This window comes from Pseudidiomarina salinarum (assembly GCF_000753715.1).
GTDB lineage: Bacteria > Pseudomonadota > Gammaproteobacteria > Enterobacterales > Alteromonadaceae > Pseudidiomarina > Pseudidiomarina salinarum.
The window spans coordinates 784,213-801,558 of the sequence record NZ_JPER01000001.1; the positions used below are offsets into that span (position 1 = coordinate 784,213).

At 52.8% G+C, this 17,346-nt stretch carries 15 protein-coding genes and 1 pseudogene; 6 read left to right on the top strand and 10 right to left on the bottom strand.

Going from position 1 to position 17,346, the window contains the following annotated elements:
* Position 1: 1 nt before the first annotated feature.
* Genes IDSA_RS03760 through ccoN form a run of 5 tightly spaced genes read right to left on the bottom strand, consistent with a single transcriptional unit; the run spans position 2 to position 3,778 of the window.
* Positions 2-499, bottom strand: a complete 498-nt coding sequence (locus tag IDSA_RS03760) for a FixH family protein (protein ID WP_034774339.1) — start codon at positions 497-499, stop codon at positions 2-4.
* Positions 500-554: 55 nt separating this feature from the next.
* Positions 555-1,502, bottom strand: a complete 948-nt coding sequence (gene ccoP, locus IDSA_RS03765) for a cytochrome-c oxidase, cbb3-type subunit III (protein WP_034774342.1) — start codon at positions 1,500-1,502, stop codon at positions 555-557.
* A complete protein-coding gene (locus IDSA_RS03770) occupies positions 1,495-1,686 on the bottom strand; it encodes a CcoQ/FixQ family Cbb3-type cytochrome c oxidase assembly chaperone (protein WP_034774345.1) in 192 nt (63 codons plus the stop codon). The genes ccoP and IDSA_RS03770 overlap by 8 nt, the downstream gene beginning before the upstream one ends.
* Before the next feature lies 1 nt (position 1,687).
* Complete coding sequence (ccoO, locus tag IDSA_RS03775) at positions 1,688-2,308, bottom strand: cytochrome-c oxidase, cbb3-type subunit II (protein ID WP_034774347.1); 621 nt, start codon at positions 2,306-2,308, stop codon at positions 1,688-1,690.
* A 15-nt stretch (positions 2,309-2,323) separates the two neighbouring features.
* Positions 2,324-3,778 (bottom strand): cytochrome-c oxidase, cbb3-type subunit I, encoded by a 1,455-nt coding sequence (gene ccoN, locus IDSA_RS03780; protein WP_034774348.1) that lies wholly within the window; start codon positions 3,776-3,778, stop codon positions 2,324-2,326.
* A gap of 274 nt (positions 3,779-4,052) precedes the next feature.
* On the opposite strand from ccoN, the gene IDSA_RS12090 reads away from it, so the two are divergent.
* Entirely contained in the window at positions 4,053-4,436 is a 384-nt protein-coding gene (locus tag IDSA_RS12090; protein ID WP_126760532.1) for a hypothetical protein, read from the top strand.
* Here the strand turns inward: IDSA_RS12090 and IDSA_RS03790 are convergent.
* From IDSA_RS03790 to IDSA_RS03800, 3 genes and pseudogenes are all read right to left on the bottom strand, one after another.
* Positions 4,399-7,212, bottom strand: a pseudogene (locus IDSA_RS03790) (efflux RND transporter permease subunit). The gene IDSA_RS12090 and the pseudogene IDSA_RS03790 overlap by 38 nt on opposite strands.
* Positions 7,212-7,847, bottom strand: a complete 636-nt coding sequence (locus tag IDSA_RS03795; protein ID WP_084694027.1) for an efflux RND transporter periplasmic adaptor subunit — start codon at positions 7,845-7,847, stop codon at positions 7,212-7,214. The pseudogene IDSA_RS03790 and the gene IDSA_RS03795 overlap by 1 nt, the downstream one beginning before the upstream one ends.
* The gene (locus IDSA_RS03800) at positions 7,760-8,275 is read right to left on the bottom strand and encodes an efflux RND transporter periplasmic adaptor subunit (protein WP_126760531.1); all 516 of its coding nucleotides are present in this window, start codon (positions 8,273-8,275) and stop codon (positions 7,760-7,762) included. Before IDSA_RS03800 ends, IDSA_RS03795 begins: the two co-directional genes overlap by 88 nt.
* A gap of 240 nt (positions 8,276-8,515) precedes the next feature.
* Here IDSA_RS03800 and IDSA_RS03805 point away from each other — a divergent pair, with 240 nt between their 5' ends.
* The 5 genes from IDSA_RS03805 to IDSA_RS03825 all read left to right on the top strand — a co-directional run bounded on the left by IDSA_RS03805 (position 8,516) and on the right by IDSA_RS03825 (position 15,870).
* The gene (locus IDSA_RS03805; RefSeq protein WP_034774353.1) at positions 8,516-9,553 is read left to right on the top strand and encodes an efflux RND transporter periplasmic adaptor subunit; all 1,038 of its coding nucleotides are present in this window, start codon (positions 8,516-8,518) and stop codon (positions 9,551-9,553) included.
* Positions 9,553-12,639, top strand: a complete 3,087-nt coding sequence (locus IDSA_RS03810; RefSeq protein WP_034774354.1) for an efflux RND transporter permease subunit — start codon at positions 9,553-9,555, stop codon at positions 12,637-12,639. The genes IDSA_RS03805 and IDSA_RS03810 overlap by 1 nt, the downstream gene beginning before the upstream one ends.
* A gap of 199 nt (positions 12,640-12,838) precedes the next feature.
* Positions 12,839-13,816, top strand: a complete 978-nt coding sequence (locus tag IDSA_RS03815; protein ID WP_034774355.1) for an HlyD family secretion protein — start codon at positions 12,839-12,841, stop codon at positions 13,814-13,816.
* Positions 13,817-13,819: 3 nt separating this feature from the next.
* Positions 13,820-14,770, top strand: a complete 951-nt coding sequence (locus IDSA_RS03820; protein ID WP_198024032.1) for an ABC transporter ATP-binding protein — start codon at positions 13,820-13,822, stop codon at positions 14,768-14,770.
* A complete protein-coding gene (locus IDSA_RS03825) occupies positions 14,770-15,870 on the top strand; it encodes an ABC transporter permease (RefSeq protein ID WP_034774356.1) in 1,101 nt (366 codons plus the stop codon). The genes IDSA_RS03820 and IDSA_RS03825 overlap by 1 nt, the downstream gene beginning before the upstream one ends.
* 5 nt (positions 15,871-15,875) lie before the next feature.
* Here the strand turns inward: IDSA_RS03825 and IDSA_RS03830 are convergent, their stop codons facing one another.
* On the bottom strand, positions 15,876-16,700 hold the full coding sequence (locus IDSA_RS03830) for a DUF547 domain-containing protein (protein ID WP_051986043.1): 825 nt from the start codon (positions 16,698-16,700) through the stop codon (positions 15,876-15,878).
* Complete coding sequence (locus IDSA_RS03835) at positions 16,688-17,278, bottom strand: TetR/AcrR family transcriptional regulator (protein WP_051986044.1); 591 nt, start codon at positions 17,276-17,278, stop codon at positions 16,688-16,690. The genes IDSA_RS03830 and IDSA_RS03835 overlap by 13 nt, the downstream gene beginning before the upstream one ends.
* Positions 17,279-17,346: the final 68 nt, after the last annotated feature.

The window sequence follows — 17,346 nt, forward strand, 5'->3', positions numbered from 1 at the left end:
GCTACACGCCATAGGTAAGGGGCCGCAATATAATTTCTTTCACTGGTAAACTAATGGTCTGGCTCAGGCGCCAGGCACGGGTATAAGGGACCACGGTAATGGTGAACTTACCTTGCTCAGCGGTAACCGGCAACTGGCCGCGGAAGACGCCCTGAGCGTCTGCAGTGAGTACCTGACTGAAGTCTTTTTCAGCCTGGGTCGCGTGATAAAAGCTCACCGTCAGTGCGGTTAACTGCTCCGGCTGCCCTTTGTTAAAGCGAATTGTGAATTCCCGGGCGCGCTGAGCGAAGGTCAGCTCAATGCCTAATTGCTGGGCGGCCAGAACTTTCTCTACCTCAGCATTAATGCCGCGGCCCTTTTTATAATAGTTGTCGACCACCATGGGGTTATCGCCATAGCTATCAGCGATAATCAAGGTGATGATCATGGCAATGATCACCGAAAACGGCAGTGACATAAGAAACCACGGCCAGAACTGTTTATACCAGGGTTTAGACATAAAACCTTTACTACCTCGTCATAGAAAAAACCCCGCCGTAGCGGGGTTTCTCGAATTACTGCGACAGCCCGTAAACGTAAGCGCTGATAACGTGTACTTTATCCTCACCCAGAATATCTTTCCAGGCCGGCATCACGCCATTACGACCATCACGCAGGGTTTCCTCAACTGCTGCCTGAGATCCGCCGTAAAGCCAGATGTTATCGGTCAGGTTGGCGGCCCCAAGTTGTTGGTTGCCTTTACCGTCCATGCCATGGCAGGCCGCGCATACGCCGTAATTCTGCTGGCCCGCGGAGGCCAGGTCAGGATCAACTTTGCGGCCACTCAGGCTGAGCACGTAAGCGGCCAGTTCAGTAATTTCCTGGTCTGAGAACTGCTCACTCCAGGCTGGCATTTGGGCAACGCGGCCGTATAACAGTGAATGCTTAATTGCTTCCGGGCTACCGCCCCAAATCCACTCGTCATCCGCCAGATTAGGGAAGCCTTTACCGCCCATGGCGTTGGAACCATGGCATTGCGCGCAGTTCTGCAGGTAGAGCCGCTGTCCGATTTTTAACGCTTCGGAATCTTTGGCCAGCTCTTCAATAGGCTGTTGCGCATAGGCTTCGAACACCGGACCAAAGGCTTCTTCCGCCTGTTGCATTTCGCGGTCATACTGAACAATAAGGCCAGCTTCGCGATGTGCTTCTGTTGCCTCTCGCGATTCTTCCAGCGAGCGAACCTCCTGGTTCGAGCTGCTCCATCCTAATAACCCCTTGAAGTTACCAAGGCCAGGGTAGAGCGCCAGATAGATAAAGCCCCATACGATGGTTATCCAGAACAGGTAAGTCCACCATTTGGGCATTGGATTATTGAGTTCGACGATACCGTCGAAGTCATGATCCATCAGTTCGCCTTCTTTAATACCGGTGTAATTATGCATATTCCAGCGAAGCAGCCAGATGATACCGACCAGAAAGGCCAGGGTCAGTACGATGATCCATGCACTCCAGAAGCTACTCATTATTCTTTGACTCCTGTTTTGTACTTTCTTTGGTGGTTGAGGTTAGTTCATTTTCGTCAAAAATTGACTTGGCTGCATCATCAAAGCGCCGTTTACGCCCTTTGCTGAAAGCCCACCAAACCACACCGATAAAGAGTACGAAAACTAATACAGTGTAAAAACTACGCCAGGTGATGTAATCCATATTAATTACCTTGCTGTTGCAAGCCTGTTCCGAGTACCTGCAGGTAAGCGATCAGCGCATCAATTTCGGTCTGACCTTTTACGCTGGCACGGGCATTGGCAATGTCTTTGTCCGTGTAAGGAACGCCAAATTTACGGAAGGTTTCCATTTTTTTAGCGGTCAATTCGCCATCCAGGGTGTTTTCTGCAAGCCACGGATAAGCTGGCATATTGGATTCAGGTACGACATCCCGTGGATTCATCAGGTGCACATAGTGCCACTCATCGCTGTAACGGCCGCCAACCCGGGCGAGGTCAGGACCGGTCCGCTTAGAACCCCATAAGTGCGGATGTTCCCACACGTGCTCGCCGGCCAGTGAATAGTGCCCATAGCGTTCTGTCTCCGCCCGGAACGGACGGATCATCTGGCTATGGCAGTTGTTACAGCCTTCACGGATATAGATATCCCGGCCCTCAAGCTCCAGCGCTGTGTATGGCTGCAAGCCAATAACCGGCTCGTTGGTCTGTTTTTGAAACAACAGCGGGACAATCTCTACCAGGCCACCAACTGAGATAGCTATGGTCAACAGGATTGCCAGCCAGCCAACATTCTTTTCAACAAAATCATGTTTCACATTTTTCATAATGATGCCGACTCCTTATGCTGGCTTCGTTGTTGGGTTAGCAGGCGCAACGTCAATGCTCTCGACGGTCGGCTCACCGGCACGAATCGTCAGCCAGACGTTATAGGCCATCAACAGCATACCCGCGACAATAAACAGGCCACCGGCAAAGCGGATAAACCAGAACGGATAGGACGCTTCAACACCTTCAATAAAGCTGTAGGTAAGGGTACCGTCAGCAGAGTTAACCGCACGCCACATCAGACCTTGCATGACACCGGAAATCCACATCGAAACAATATAAAGTACAACGCCGATGGTATGCAGCCAGAAGTGGGTGTTAATCCAGCGCACGCTGAACATTTCAGTCTGGCTCCACAGGCGCGGAATCATGTAGTAAAGCGAGCCGATAGTAATCATCGCTACCCAGCCCAGCGCGCCAGAGTGCACGTGACCCACGGTCCAGTCGGTGTAGTGAGAAAGCGCATTAACCGATTTAATCGCCATCATCGGGCCCTCGAAGGTCGACATGCCGTAGAACGACAGCGACACGATCAGGAAGCGCAGAATAGGATCGGTTTTCAGTTTATGCCAGGCACCTGACAGGGTCATAATACCGTTGATCATGCCACCCCAGGATGGGACAAACAGAATCACCGACATCACCATTCCCAGCGACTGTGCCCAATCTGGCAGCGCGGTGTAGTGCAGGTGGTGGGGGCCCGCCCAGATATAAAGTGAGATCAGAGCCCAGAAATGGACTACAGACAGGCGGTATGAGTAAACCGGCCGTTCTGCCTGCTTTGGTACAAAATAGTACATCATACCCAGGAACCCGGCCGTTAGCAGAAAGCCTACCGCGTTATGGCCGTACCACCACTGCACCATGGCATCGATGGAACCTGAATACAGGCTGTATGACTTGGTAAAGGAAACTGGGATAACCATGCTGTTAACAATATGCAGTACCGCCACGGTAACGATAAAACTGCCATAGAACCAGTTTGCCACGTAGATGTGTGGTGTACGGCGACGCACCAGGGTTCCGAAAAACACAATAATATAGGCAACCCAGACCAGCGCGATGAGAATGTCGATAGGCCATTCGAGTTCCGCGTATTCCTTACTGGAAGTAAGGCCAAGGGGTAAGGTAATCACGGCCAGTACAATTACCGCCTGCCAGCCCCAGAAAACAAAGGAAGCGAGACGATTAGAGAATAACGCTGTGCGGCAGGTTTTCTGTACGATATAGAAGGACGTACCCATCAGTGCCGAGGTGCTGAAAGCGAAAATAACGGCATTGGTATGCAGGGGACGAAGGCGCGAGTAGGTCAGCCATGATGTTTCGAAATTCAGGACCGGCCAGATCAGCTGCGCAGCGATTAACACGCCCACTGTCATGCCGATAATTCCCCAGATGACAGTCATCACAGCGAACTGCCGGACAACCTTTAAGTTATATTCTACTTTGTATGGACTCGTTTGGCTCATCTTATGTTTCCGCGGCTTATGCTCTGAGTGAGAAACAGAGTAATATGACTAAAATTTAATGCTGCTCGGAATCCTGCTCGGAATCCTGCTCGGAGAGTGCAACAAACCGGCGCATTTTACGAGGAATACCCACAAAAATACAGGCAAAAACTTGCGAAATATCAAGTCGCGTCACTGCTTGGGTGAAAAATGTTCAACCTGGCTTCAGCGTTGCCCTTTGAGAAACTATTTTATGAACGTAAAAGCACTTTTGATGATCGGATTTTGTGTACTCATGACGGTTAACTGTAGCCCTGAATCAGCGCCACAGCAAACGCCCGTTGTCGACCATGCCGATGATAACCTTAGCGTTACATTATATCCAGAGCAACCGCGCGTCGAAAGGCCGCTGACGATTAGCCTGAGGCTACTGCCGCAGGTACAACCAGAGCTCAGCCGGGTGTCCGGAGTAAACATGAATATGGGCCATATGCCGGTGCAATGGCAGCAAGTATCTCCGGGTGTATGGCAGGCACAGATTATCCTTGGTGCCTGCACCGAGCCGGTTATGCGCTGGCGGGTTACCATCCCTCTTACTGGTGAACTTGGTGACTTGCCACCGGTATATGCTTTTGAATTTGTTACTGACGCCAGCGCTCACGAATCTTCAATACCATAACTGTCAGTGCCGGTAAGGTCGTCAGGGTCACCAGTGTTGCCCCTATCAGACCAAAGAGTACGATAGCCCCGACGCCCCGATATAGTTCTGTACCCTCACCGGGAATAAATACCAGCGGCGACAGACCGCAACCGGTGGTAATGGTCGCGATGGCGATAGGGCGGATACGGGAATCCACTGCTTCTTTTACAGCCTCGACAATATTCTTGCCTGCCTCGCGGGCATTCTCAACGGATCGATGGACGATCAGGATCGGATTATTGACCACAGTCCCCATTAAAATTAAAAAGCCCAACATGGTGATCATATCAAAGGGTTGATGGAGTTCCCTCAGGCCAAATAACGGTAGCAGCGAGCCGACGCCGTTCATCAGTGCGAGGCCGATCAGCCCGCCGGCAACACCCAACGGGATGGTGGCCATTATCAGCAAGGGATAACCCCAGTGGCTGAAAATCGCAACCAGCAACAGGTAAATGATCACCAGCGCAACAATATAGTTGGTCGAGAGTTCAGCCTGGGTTGCGGCCAGCTGGTCGGCCGCGCCGGAAATACTGGTGGTAATATCGGCGGGAATCACCCCCTGGTCGCGCAAGTCACCAACAACGTCACTCATGACAATCTGCACCCCTTGCTCGAGCGGGATGTCCTGCGGCGGGATAATATTTAAGGTAACCGTTCGGCGGCCATCAACCCGGCGCACGGTACTGGTATCGACCGTCTGGACAATTTCCGCCAGTGATGACAGGGGTACGGGCCCACCGCGAGGGCCATAGACCGGCAGATCAGGCAGTTGATCGAGATTCTTCTGGGGCCCAGCCGCGCTATATAAATACGGGGACGCTCAAGTACCGTGTCAGCCTTACGATAAGCGGCGAGGGCAACCCGATACACGGCTTGCAGGTCAGCGCCTGAAATGTCCAGATTAACACTGCGGGTTCCCCCATCATTACTACTGATTATCGAGCCTTTAGAGGCAAAAGCACGCATGCCCGGATAGCTTTCGTATTTCCGGGTGATGATATCCATCAGCGGCTGGATTTCAGCATCAACTTTCGTTTCCGCGATGATCATGATGCTCTCAGGCGACACATTTAAAGTGAAGGTCATTAAAGCAGGGATCTCGCCTTCGGGGAGATACTCAGCTGGCGGTGTCAGCCAGAATACGATAGCGCCACTCGTTACAAGCGTGGCAATAAGCGTGGTAATACGCGCCTTGCGGGAACTGAACGTGCGTGCAAAGCGCGCTACGGCAGCAGCTTTTAAGTCTGATCCAGTGCGATCGTCGTCGCTTGGGAAGTCAACACGGGCGAGCAGGGTTGGCACCAGGGTAATAGCCACCAGCATAGAAACAAAAATCGCCGAAGCAATGGCAATGGCCACGTCAGAGTAAAGTTGGCCGGCCTCTTCCTGAATAAAAACAATCGGGAGAAATACCATAATAGTGGTGAGCGTTGCCGCCAGTACCGCTGGCCAGACCTGGCGCACGCCGGTCACAGCGGCTTCAAAGCGCTTCATGCCTTGCTTGCGGGCCAGCTCAATGCTCTCCAGCACCACCACAGTGTTATCCAGGGTCATGCCTATGGCAAAAGCAACGCCGGCAAGCGAAATAACGTTAATGGTGCGATCAAAAAGTAACAGGCCGAGAAATGCCGCGATGGTGCAAATAGGAATGCCGAGTACGCCGACTGCGGTGATTTTAATATTGCGCAGGAACAAATACATGACCAGGGTGGCAGATACAGCGCCTAAAGCCAGATTTTTCAGTACATTGGCAACCGATGCTTCAACGTAGCGCACATCATCGGAGGTGAGTTCGAGGATCATCCCAGCGGGTTTGAGTATCTCCTCGTTGATGCGCTCAACTTCGGTCTCCATGGCATATTTGATGTCGATGACATTGGAGCCAAGTTCGCGCTGTACTTGCAGACCGATGACCTGTTCGTTAGCAGTCCAGGACTCTGAGCGCAGTTCATAGTGATCAAAAACCACGGTTGCCACATCGCGTAGTCTGGTTATCTGATCGCCTTGTTGTGCGATGACGGTGTTTTTAAGTGCTTCAAAGTCGTCGTAGCGACCGACGGTGCGCAGCAGATAACGACGCTTACCGCTTTCCACCTCACCGGCAGAGGTGTCCTGATTGCGATTCAGGATAACGTCCCGGATCCGGGTAACCGGAATTTGCCGGTTAGCTAATGCCTGTGCATCAAGATGGATCTGGATCTGCCGCTCAGCACCACCGCTGACCGTAATTTGTGAGACCCCGCCCACAGAGGACATGCGGTTGCGGACATTATCCTCAACAAAGTCTCGTTTCATAACCATATTCAGTTGTTGCGGATTGCCGGGCAGGGGGCTTACCCGGTAGTACATAAAGGCATTGCTGGAGAAGGAAGCGGCGAAGATCCGCGGTTCATCGACGTTGGCAGGGTAGTCGCGAACCTGATTCAAAGCATTGTTGACCAGAATCAGGGTTTCAGTAACATCAACACCAAAGGGAAAATCCAGTTCAACCGTGGCCTGGCCACTTACCGCAGTGGCTGTCATGCGTTGGAGGTTCGGCACATTGCGCAGGTACTCTTCCTGCTCGATCAGGATCTCTTTTTCGATATCCTGGGGGGGTGGCGCCGGGCCAGGTGGTCTGCACTGAGATGGTGCGGACTTCAAGATCGGGAATCATCTGTACCGGTATACGGAAGGTTGCCATGATACCAAGCACGACCAGGATCAGTACTCCCACGGTCATAATGATCCCGCGACGGATAATGGCTTCAAACATTAATTGCTGGCCTCGGCACTAGCTTCGTCGGCGTCTATGATTTCCACCGGTTGCTCAGGCTGTAAGGCTTCGTTACCCTTTACTACAACGATGTCGCCTTCCTTCAGACCACTGACAATTTCGATCAGGCCGTCAAAGCTCCTGCCAATTTCTACTATATGTTGTTCGGCGTAGGGGGAGTTTTCCTGATCGCGGTTAATGACCCAGATCGCTATCCGGCCGTCGGGATAACGCAACAAGGCATCGCGCGGCACCACCAGCCCCTGTTCTGCCAGTTCAATGCGAAACAGGCCGGTCAGTGGCGCGCCGATAATGGCTTGCTCAACCAGCGCCTGTTCTGGCTGTACCCGAACCAGAAAGGTGCGGCTGGGAATGTCCGCGACCCGCACAATTTCCGTCAATTTACCGCTGAAACTCTGATCAGAACCGGCGATATGCAGTTCAACGCTCAAGTCATTGTTGATAATGCGCGAGGCTTTTTCAGGCAGGTAGAAATCAGCATAAACTTGTTCAAGGTCGACTAACTGATAGACCGTATCACCGGGGTTCAGCCACTCACCGGCAGCGACATGGCGCTGCGCAACGATGCCGTTAAAGGGCGCTTCGAGCTGATGATAGTCGGCGATGACGGCGATACGTGCCCGCCAGCGAAGCTGGCCCGGGCCCGGCGCACTTCGCTGGCGGCAACGTTATCTTCCTCAGCCAGCGCAATCAGCTCATCAAGTTGCTGTCTGGCATCGTCTGCCAGCACCCCGGCCTGTTGTTCACGGGCCTGCGCCAGTGCAAGTTCACGTTGTATTAACTTGTCATCCAGTTGCAGTAATAACTGCTCAGCACGAACACGGTCACCGGCATCTACTGCGGTGGTCTGCACGGCCCCTGCGGTTTTTACACTGACTTCAGCATTACGCAAACTAATCAGTGAACCGCTGCTACTGATTTCCTCAATAACAGCCTGCTGGGTGACCCGGGTTACCGCCACTTCGGCACGCTCCTGGCTTTGCGCCGCCAGTGGTACCAATAACACGAGGCACAGTGTTAATCGCGTAGTCCGTATGTTCATAGAGAAAAGGTGATCTCCATATTAAGTGACAGGCTGTTACAATGTATTCACTAATGTATCCAGGGCGTTGCCATTAAACGGGTACGCCACTGGTTAAAAAAACGATCAACGTGCGACTGGCGTATAAGGATGACGGTTCATCGAACTTAGACAGTCTTTTGTGATCGTATTTGTTCAAATAACCCTATTAAACGAACCATCGACTGTAAATCTGATTTTTTTATCAAGGATAGACCATTTATGACGTTGTCTGGCCGATTCGGATTATTCATTGTTTTAACTTGTACCGGCATAACGGGTGCATTCGCTCAGCAATGGGGTAGCGAGGCCTCGGCGCTGGTATTGGTTCAGCCGCTTGGTTTTGAGCGCGAGGAAGAGCGCGTGGACGCTGTCGGTTACGCAGAAGCAGTACAATCGGTTGATCTGTTTCCGGCGGTGGGCGATCTGGTGCGCGAGGTAACCTTCCGCGCTGGTGATTATGTCGAACAGGGCGAGCTATTAGTGCAACTGGATAACCGCCGTCAGCAAATAGCCCTGGAACGGGCAAAAATTGAACTTGCCGACGCTGAGCGCACGGTAGAACGGTTGCGTTCCAGCCGGCAGCAGGGCGCGATCCCGCAGAGTCAGCTTGACGATGCTATTACCATCCGTGACTTATTAAAAGTTGCTGTCGATGAAGCCCGTACCGCGCTTGACGATCGTGAGGTGAGGGCACCATTTGCCGGATTTGTGGGAATTACTGAAGTAGAACAAGGTGACAGGATCACGCCACAGACCCTGATCACCACGCTGGATCAGCGCGAACAGCTTTACATTGATTTTGCAGCGCCAGAACTGGCGTTACCCCTGTTACAGCAAAATGCCAGCCTGTCGGTGCGGCCGTGGAACCGGCAGGCGGACGCCTATTCAGCTGAAATTGTTCACATCGATTCCCGCATTCTGCCGGGCAGCCGGACCATACGGGTACGGGCCTTGCTCGATAATGACGGGGATAAGTTCCGGCCTGGCATGAGTTTTCGGGTCAGTGTAGCCTTGCAGGGGAATAGCTACCCGGTTATTCCGGAAGCTGCACTGATGTGGGGTGCTGAGGGGGCCTATCTGTGGGTTGTTGAGGACGATAAAGCGAAGCGCGTCGATGTTGAAATCAAACAACGGCTGGAAGGGCGGATTCTGGTATCCGGCGATCTGCAGCTCGGCGATTCGTTAATTGTTGAAGGTGTTCAACAACTGCGGCAAGGACAGCAAGTACGCACTGAACAGGCAGCGGAGACGAACTGATGAAATGGGCTCCGCAACTGAACGACTTACCCTCAATGGCGATTCGCCGGCCAATCCTGATTATTGTTCTGAACCTGCTTATTATCATCGCGGGCTATGCCGCGATAAATGGCGTTGAAGTTCGCGAACTGCCGGACGTTGACCGCCCGCTGATCACGGTGTCCGCCAGTTATCCCGGCGCCGCTCCTGAAACGGTAGATACTGAAGTGACCAGTCGCCTTGAGGGCGCTGTGGCGCGGGTCAGCGGGGTTAAGTCCATCCGCGCCTCGAGCGAAGAAGGTAGCTCCCGTATTGTGGTCGAGTTCCGACCGGGAGTAGACCTGGATAACGCCGCAAATGAAACCCGGGAATCGGTTAGCCGGGTACAGCGCCAGTTACCGGAAGAAGTTGAGAACGTCGCTATTATTAAGGCTGACAGCGATGCTGAGTCGGTGGTCTCGCTGGCAATTTCAAGTGAAACCCTGAACCTGGAAACGCTGACGGAGCGGGTTGAAACCGATCTGGCGCCCAATTTCCTGAGTATACCGGGCGTCGCTGATGTGCGCCTTAACGGCGACCGGCGCATGGTCCTGCGGGTGGTTATCGACCCATTACGCCTGGCGAGTTATAACCTCTCAGTTACGCAATTGGCTGCAGCCTTGCGTCAGGCGCCTTTTGATGTGCCCGCAGGCAGCCTGAAGTCTACGGATCAGCAGTTAATCGTGCGCGCTGATGCCAGTTCAGTCACGGTGAAAGACGTCGAAGATATTGTGGTTGAAGGCGTTACCCGCGTCGGCGATGTGGCCACGGTCTTTTTTGGCCCCGCTGATGCCAGCAGCATGGTTCGGTTGGATGGCAAACCGGTACTGAGCCTGGGCATTATCCGTCAGGCTCAGTCTAATACCATCAAAATCTCAAATGAGGTACTGACACTGGTTGAGCGGTTACGAGACCAATATCCTGAGCTTCAAATCCAGCTCACCTCTGACGATGCCAAGTTTATTCGTAGTTCTGTTGAAGAAGTGATTACCTCACTCGGCCTGACCATTTTGCTGGTTATTGCCACATTATGGGTGTTTATTGGCTCGGGACGGGCGACCATAATACCGGCGCTGGCTATACCGGTCGCACTGATTGGCTCGGTCGCGGTGATCTGGGCGCTCGGTTTCTCTATTAATATCCTGACCCTCCTGGCGCTGGTGCTGGCAACTGGCCTCATTGTCGACGATGCCATAGTGGTCTCTGAGAACATTCAGCGCCGCCGCGGGATGGGGCTGGGTGCCCGCGCGGCCGCTGTCATAGGTACCCGGGAGGTGTTTTTCGCCGTGGTTGCGACTACCGCGGTGCTGGTGGCGGTATTTGTGCCTATTGCCTTTCTCCCTTCAACAGCAGGGCGGTTATTCCGTGAATTTGGCGGGGTACTGGCCGCCGCCGTTATTATTTCGTCTTTTGTGGCGTTGTCGCTGGTGCCGGCGCTCACCGCCCGGTTACCGCTGAAAGCGCACAAAGAAACACGACTGCAGCGGTTAGGCAACCGTTTTAAAGGCTGGTATACACGCACTTTAAACTGGGTACTCAATAAAGCGGTTTGGGTGTTTGCCGTAAGCTGTTTAATTGCCGGGAGCTCGGTCTGGTTCTATACCCAGATTGATAATGAGCTGATGCCGACGGAAGATCGCGGCACTATCCGGATTTTCGCGCGTGGTCCTGATGGCGTGGGCCTGAACTTTATGGATCGCCAGGCGCGCAAGATGGAAGAAATTTTGCTGCCTTATGTGAATGGCGGTGCCGTGGACAGTATCAACACCACGGTGGGCCAATGGGATCCAAACCTAGTGTTTATTACCGTGCGCTTAACCGACTGGGAACAACGCGATCGCAGCCAGCAGGAAATCATCGACGAAATCAGCGGGCCCCTGGGTAACATTCCTGGCGCTCCGGCCCGTGCCTTTGGCTCAAACAGCCTGAATCTGCGCGGGCAGGGTGGCGGTCTGGAAATTGCACTGACCGGCGAAACTTATGAAGGCATATTCGAAGCGGCGCAGAACTTCAGCAAAATCATTCAGGATCGCATGCCACAGGTAGGCTATCCGCGTATTTCATTTCAGCCAACCCAGCCCCAACTGCGTGTTGTCATTGACCGTCAGCGTGCGGCAGAACTGGGCGTTCCGCTTAGCGATATCTCTACAACCTTGCGGGTTGCAATCAACGGTGATGACGTCGCTGACCTGAACATTGGTGACCAGGCCGTACCTATCATGTTACAGGCTGAACGAACCCAGATTAATGATCCGTCAGATCTCGCCAACCTGTATGTCGGTTCAGCTACCGGTGAGTTGGTACCACTGTCGAGCCTGGCAACCATAGTTGAAGAAGGTGTGGCGGCCGAGCTCGAACGGCGGAAACAGCGCCGGGCGATCGAAATCGATATGGAGATGCCGACAGAACTGGCACTGGAAGATGTGGTGGAAACCTTGCAGGAGCTGGCTGCTGAACACCTGCCTGACGATATAGGTATGGTATTACTGGGCGAAGCTGAGGCCTATCAGGAAACCGCGCGTGAAGTGACCATGACTTATGTCCTGGCGTTTGTGATTGTCTTGCTGGTATTAGCGGCGCAGTTTGAGAGCCTCAACAGTGCGGTGGTAGTGATGGCAACCGTACCTTTTGGTATTGCGGCTGCGTTTTTCGCGCTCTTTGTTACTGGTACCTCGATCAATATTTTCTCGCAAATAGGGCTGGTGATGCTGATTGGCCTTATCGCCAAGAACTCCATATTGCTGGTTGAGTTTGCTGACCAGCTGCGTGACCAGGGACAGGATGTGCGACAGGCAATCGAAAACGCCGCTGAAATACGGCTGCGTCCAATCATGATGACACTGGTTTCGACCTTGTTAGGCGCGTTACCTTTGATTCTGTCGATTGGCGCAGGGGCTGAAGCCCGGAATTCAATTGGCTGGGTGGTATTTGGTGGATTAGCCTTTGCCGTGCTGTTTACCTTGTACTTAACGCCGGTGATTTATCTTGGGCTGGCACGCTTCAGTAAACCGCGTGCCGATGAAACCAATCGCCTTGAGCGCGAAATGGAAGCTGCACAAGACCAATAATAGCTACAGAAATAGCCTGGTGGTGTGAGCAGTCACTGCTACCAGGCTTTCTTCTATAATAGTCTATTTAACATAATATACATTATACGCAATCATATAATTAGTGTGATAACGCCCAAGAAATCCCGCGCTCTCCTTTGTTTTTTAAAAAAGCTGCTAAGCTTTTAAATCAAATAGCAAAAATATTAAGGAGTTACGGATGCGTAACCTATTGCCCGGACAGCTGCTACTGGTCTCTGCGGGCATTATCTGGCTATGCGCCTGCACACCCAATAATCAGGGCTATCTGGTGGGTACCCTGGAACGCGATCGGATTGAGTTAATTGCGGAGCGCTCTGAGCCGATTATTGAGCTGCACGTGCGTAAAGGTGATCGGGTCAGCGCAACAACCCCGTTACTGCAACTGGACGCAAGCCGCGCAAACCAGCAGCTCAGCGAACTACAGGCTCATCGTCAGCAACAACAACGACGGCTGGATGAACTGCTACGCGGACCGCGCCGTGAAGTCATTGAACAAGCACAGGCACAACGCCTGGCCGCCGCCGGAGAGCTGGAAAACGCCACTGAGGAACTGAACCGGCTGCAACCCCTGGTCGGCGATAATCTGGTCAGTGAGGCCCAGTATGACCGTGCTGAAGCCGCTTACCAGACCGCTTTAGGCCAATATGAAGCCGCCGCCGCGGAACTCGCGGCTTTATTGGACGGCACCACCGTTGAGGAACTGGATCAGGCCCGCGCGCAGCTTAATGCTGCCGAAGCTGCAGTGGCGCGTCAGCAAGTTGTCGTGCAAAGGCTGGCAGTAAAGGCTCCGCGTGACGCCCGGGTTGAGTCGCTACCCTGGAAAGAAGGCTCGCACCCCCCTGCCGGCGCTGTGGTCGCGGTACTGGTAGCAGAAGAAAGCCCCTATGTTAGGGTTTATATTCCGGCAGAGAAACTCGGGAACTACAACACCGGCCAGCAGGTTACCGTTGGTGTAACAGGATTCGGTGATTATCAGGGGAAAGTGCGCTGGATTGCAGCAGAAGCCGCTTTTACGCCATATTTTGCGCTGACCGAGCATGACCGTGATCGTTTGAGTTACGCTGCCGAAATCACCCTCAATGACGAAGCAGCCAGTGATCTCCCCACGGGTATTCCTGTTAGTGTCCGGCGGCCATCAGTGGCTGATGGGGACTGATATATGTCCAGTTCTGATATTGCCATCAAGGCAGATAACCTGACGCGGCGCTTCGGCCCGATTACTGCAGTAGATGGGCTGAGCTTAAGTATTGAAAAAGCACAGGTTTATGGTTTTCTCGGGCCGAATGGATCGGGCAAATCTACCGCCATAAGAATGCTCTGCGGCTTGCTGAAACCGACCGCCGGGACAGTGTCGGTACTGGGTTTTGAGTTGCCGGAGCAAGCCGATGCTGTGCGCTCCAGAATTGGCTACATGACGCAGGAATTCTCATTGTATGAGGATATGACGGTGCTGGAGAATCTTCGTTTTCTGAGCACTATCTACGCCCTGCCACGTCAGCAGCGACGCGAACGGGTTGAGCAGGCGCTGGAAACTTACGATCTTCGTGACCTGCAGCATCAGTTTTCCGGCACTATGAGCGGCGGGCAACGGCAACGACTGGCGCTGGCAGCCGCAACTTTACATCAACCTGAATTGCTAATTCTGGATGAGCCCACCAGTGGCGTGGATCCGCAAAGCCGCCGTGACTTCTGGGACCGGCTCTTTGACCTGGTTGGTCATGGCACCACCGTTTTGCTGTCGACTCATTATCTGGACGAAGCTGAGCGTTGTCATCAGTTAGCCATCCTTAATGAGGGTCAGTTAGTAGCTGAAGGAGCCCCGGCGGAGCTTATGAATACGCTGGACGCGCAAGTTGTGGAAATTGATACCAGCGAGGCACTCAAGGTGCGCCATGAGCTTAGCCAGCATGACCAGGTGCAAAGTGTCGCGCAACTGGGCACCCGCTTGCATGCGCTGCTGGACAACGACATTGATGATCCCGTAGCAGAAGTAACCCGCTGGCTAAAAGATTGCGACGACGATATTGAAGTGTCGGCGGTATCGGCAAATTTAGAAGATGTCTTTGTGGCGGCGACCGAAAACCGCCAGCAACTGGAGCCCGAAACCTGATGGGCTGGTTACGTTCACTTACCCGCTTTTGGGCAATTGCCAGCAAAGAAATTAAGCAGTTAGCCCGCGATCGGCTGACGCTGGCAATGATTATCGGGGTGCCACTGCTGGAAATTACCCTGTTCGGCTATGCCATTAATACCGATGTACGACAGCTGGAGGCCGCGGTTGCGGATCAGGCCAATACCACAGCGTCCCGTGAACTGGTGCGCTCGGCTGAGGCTACCCAGGTCATTCGCGTGATCGAGACAGTGGCTGGCCCGGTGGAGCTTAAACGTCAACTTGACGCCGGGCGCATCGATGTGGGTATCTTTATTCCGCCTGATTTTGAACGGCGCTTACAGGACCTTGAGCGCCCCGCTGCCCAGTTACTGATCAATGGCAGTGACCCTATTATCGCTAACATAGCCCGGCAACTGGTGCGATTGCCCGCCCCCTTCACTGCGGCAGACCGTTCCCCCGCAGTTCTGGAAGCGCGAAACTACTACAATCCGGAAGAACGGACCGAGGTACAGATTGTGCCTGGTCTTATCGGCGTCATCCTCAATTTAACTATGGTGCTTTTTACTGCTATCGCCATCGTCCGGGAGCGTGAGCGCGGCAATCTGGAACTGCTTATTGCCACCCCGGTGCAACGTGGTGAGCTGATTTTGGGTAAGATATTTCCCTACATCATCATTGGTATGATTCAGATGAATATCATTCTGTTTGTTGGTACCTGGCTGTTTGACGTGCCGCTGCGCGGCTCAATATGGGACTTGTATGTTGCCGCGGCATTTTTTGTGATCGCTACGCTGGCACTGGGAATCACTATTTCTACAATGGCAAAAACCCAGTTTCAGGCGATGCAGCTGACAGTATTCACCTTTCTGCCATCAATCCTGTTATCGGGGTTCATGTTTCCCTTTGAAGGCATGCCTGAGCCTGCGCAATATATTGGCGAGGTATTGCCGTTGACGCATTTTGTCCGTTTAACCCGCGGCATTGTGCTTCGTGGTTCAGAACTCAATCAGCTGCTCCCGGAATTATTCGCACTGACGGCATTTAGCGTCGTTATGGTGACCATCGCTATCCTCAGATTCCGGAAGCGGCTTGACTAGCTCTGTTACTGTTCTGCTGCGCCCTTGCGCTGATCGATAACGGCACTGTCATTCAGCCGCCAGTTGTAGTCTAAAAAGCGGATATCGTAGTCGCTGGTATCAGTGCCATAATAACGGCTGCCAAAATCGGTTAATTTAGTAAAGCCCTGATGTCCTTGTTGAAAATCCTCGCGGTACCACTTAAAAATCGACGACAGATAAAGCGTTTCTGACTCTGGAGCCAGGTAATTCTTATCCGGATCAGCCAAAAAGCTCTGCATCTGGCTTTCCAGCTGCTGATCCAGTTGCGCGGCCTGGTAGGCTTCAGCGCGTAAATTAGGACAGCTTATCGCCGCACAGACTAAGGCTGCGTGAATACGGGGTTCGTTAAAGTCACCGCGAATTTGTTGATGTTCGATCCAGTCAAGATTGCGTTTTTCACCTAATAAAGTGAAGAAATCCTGCTCCCAGGGTGTGCCAAACCAGCTCCCAAGATCACGGATCGACTCCGCTTTGCCCTGCGCAAACTGCTGATAGTTGTTAAGTATGAGCTCAAGCGTAAAAGCGTTATAAGCATTGATTAAAAAAGCCAGCTGCTGGTCCTTTTCCCAGCCCTTATAGGTTTGGTCAGATACCGATGAAAGGCTTTTTAAATAAGCACTTAGCGAACTATCATGCGCGTTTATATGCTGATAATCCACCCAGGACTTATCATCGTAAAACTCAAGATGAGTTGATAAAATATCAGTTAGTTTTTGGTGGGAATGGTCGAAATCAGCGGCAAAAGTGGTGTTCATCAGCAGGAAAAAGGTGCTGACTGATACCAGCATCCGAAGTTTTATAAAGCGCATGTAACCTCCTTGCCCATTTGCCCGGCGAGCTGTCTGATTCGCAACGGATCGGCATCTCGCTGCAGGAAAACCCGCAGCCCCATGATAGCCACCTGCAGGCGTTGCGCCATTAATCTGGGATCTGCAGACGCCGGTAACTGCCCTGCCAGCATCGCCATGCTGTAGACTTCGCAGAAATAATCTTCCAGGTTAGCCAGATAAGCTTCCGCGGCCTTACCCAGCGCGGGTTGACTACCGCTTAACTCGAGTTTAGACCGAACCAGTAAGCAGACCTTAGCTGCTGGCTCGGCATGGGCCAGGTCAGCGAGTCGGATTAGATAGGCACGCACCCCGGCCAAGGGGCTTTCGGACCCGTTAACCAGCGCACGAAGCTCTTCAATAGCCTGACTGGCATAAAAAGAAAGTACTTCATTAAATAAGCTTTCTTTGGAGCCAAAAGCGGCATAAATACTGCCTGGGCGCATATCCAGTGCCAGTTCCAGGTCTTTCATCGACGTCGCCGTATAGCCCTGACGCGAAAAGAGCTCCAGGGCTTTGCTAAGAACCGACGGCCGATCAAATTTTGCTTTTCTTGGCATATCCGCCCTTTTAATTTGAATGATCGCTCAAGCTTGACTACTGTATACCATGATAGTTGAGCAATCAC

What these genes read in the sequence shown, in the direction of transcription:
- IDSA_RS03760 (WP_034774339.1), bottom strand. Translation starts at nt 499, where the DNA reads ATGTCTAAACCCTGGTATAAACAGTTCTGGCCGTGGTTTCTTATGTCA.
- ccoP (WP_034774342.1), bottom strand. Translation starts at nt 1,502, where the DNA reads ATGAGTAGCTTCTGGAGTGCATGGATCATCGTACTGACCCTGGCCTTT.
- IDSA_RS03770 (WP_034774345.1), bottom strand. Translation starts at nt 1,686, where the DNA reads ATGGATTACATCACCTGGCGTAGTTTTTACACTGTATTAGTTTTCGTA.
- ccoO (WP_034774347.1), bottom strand. Translation starts at nt 2,308, where the DNA reads ATGAAAAATGTGAAACATGATTTTGTTGAAAAGAATGTTGGCTGGCTG.
- ccoN (WP_034774348.1), bottom strand. Translation starts at nt 3,778, where the DNA reads ATGAGCCAAACGAGTCCATACAAAGTAGAATATAACTTAAAGGTTGTC.
- IDSA_RS12090 (WP_126760532.1), top strand. Translation starts at nt 4,053, where the DNA reads ATGACGGTTAACTGTAGCCCTGAATCAGCGCCACAGCAAACGCCCGTT.
- IDSA_RS03800 (WP_126760531.1), bottom strand. Translation starts at nt 8,275, where the DNA reads ATGAACATACGGACTACGCGATTAACACTGTGCCTCGTGTTATTGGTA.
- IDSA_RS03805 (WP_034774353.1), top strand. Translation starts at nt 8,516, where the DNA reads ATGACGTTGTCTGGCCGATTCGGATTATTCATTGTTTTAACTTGTACC.
- IDSA_RS03810 (WP_034774354.1), top strand. Translation starts at nt 9,553, where the DNA reads ATGAAATGGGCTCCGCAACTGAACGACTTACCCTCAATGGCGATTCGC.
- IDSA_RS03815 (WP_034774355.1), top strand. Translation starts at nt 12,839, where the DNA reads ATGCGTAACCTATTGCCCGGACAGCTGCTACTGGTCTCTGCGGGCATT.
- IDSA_RS03820 (WP_198024032.1), top strand. Translation starts at nt 13,820, where the DNA reads ATGTCCAGTTCTGATATTGCCATCAAGGCAGATAACCTGACGCGGCGC.
- IDSA_RS03825 (WP_034774356.1), top strand. Translation starts at nt 14,770, where the DNA reads ATGGGCTGGTTACGTTCACTTACCCGCTTTTGGGCAATTGCCAGCAAA.
- IDSA_RS03830 (WP_051986043.1), bottom strand. Translation starts at nt 16,700, where the DNA reads ATGCGCTTTATAAAACTTCGGATGCTGGTATCAGTCAGCACCTTTTTC.
- IDSA_RS03835 (WP_051986044.1), bottom strand. Translation starts at nt 17,278, where the DNA reads ATGCCAAGAAAAGCAAAATTTGATCGGCCGTCGGTTCTTAGCAAAGCC.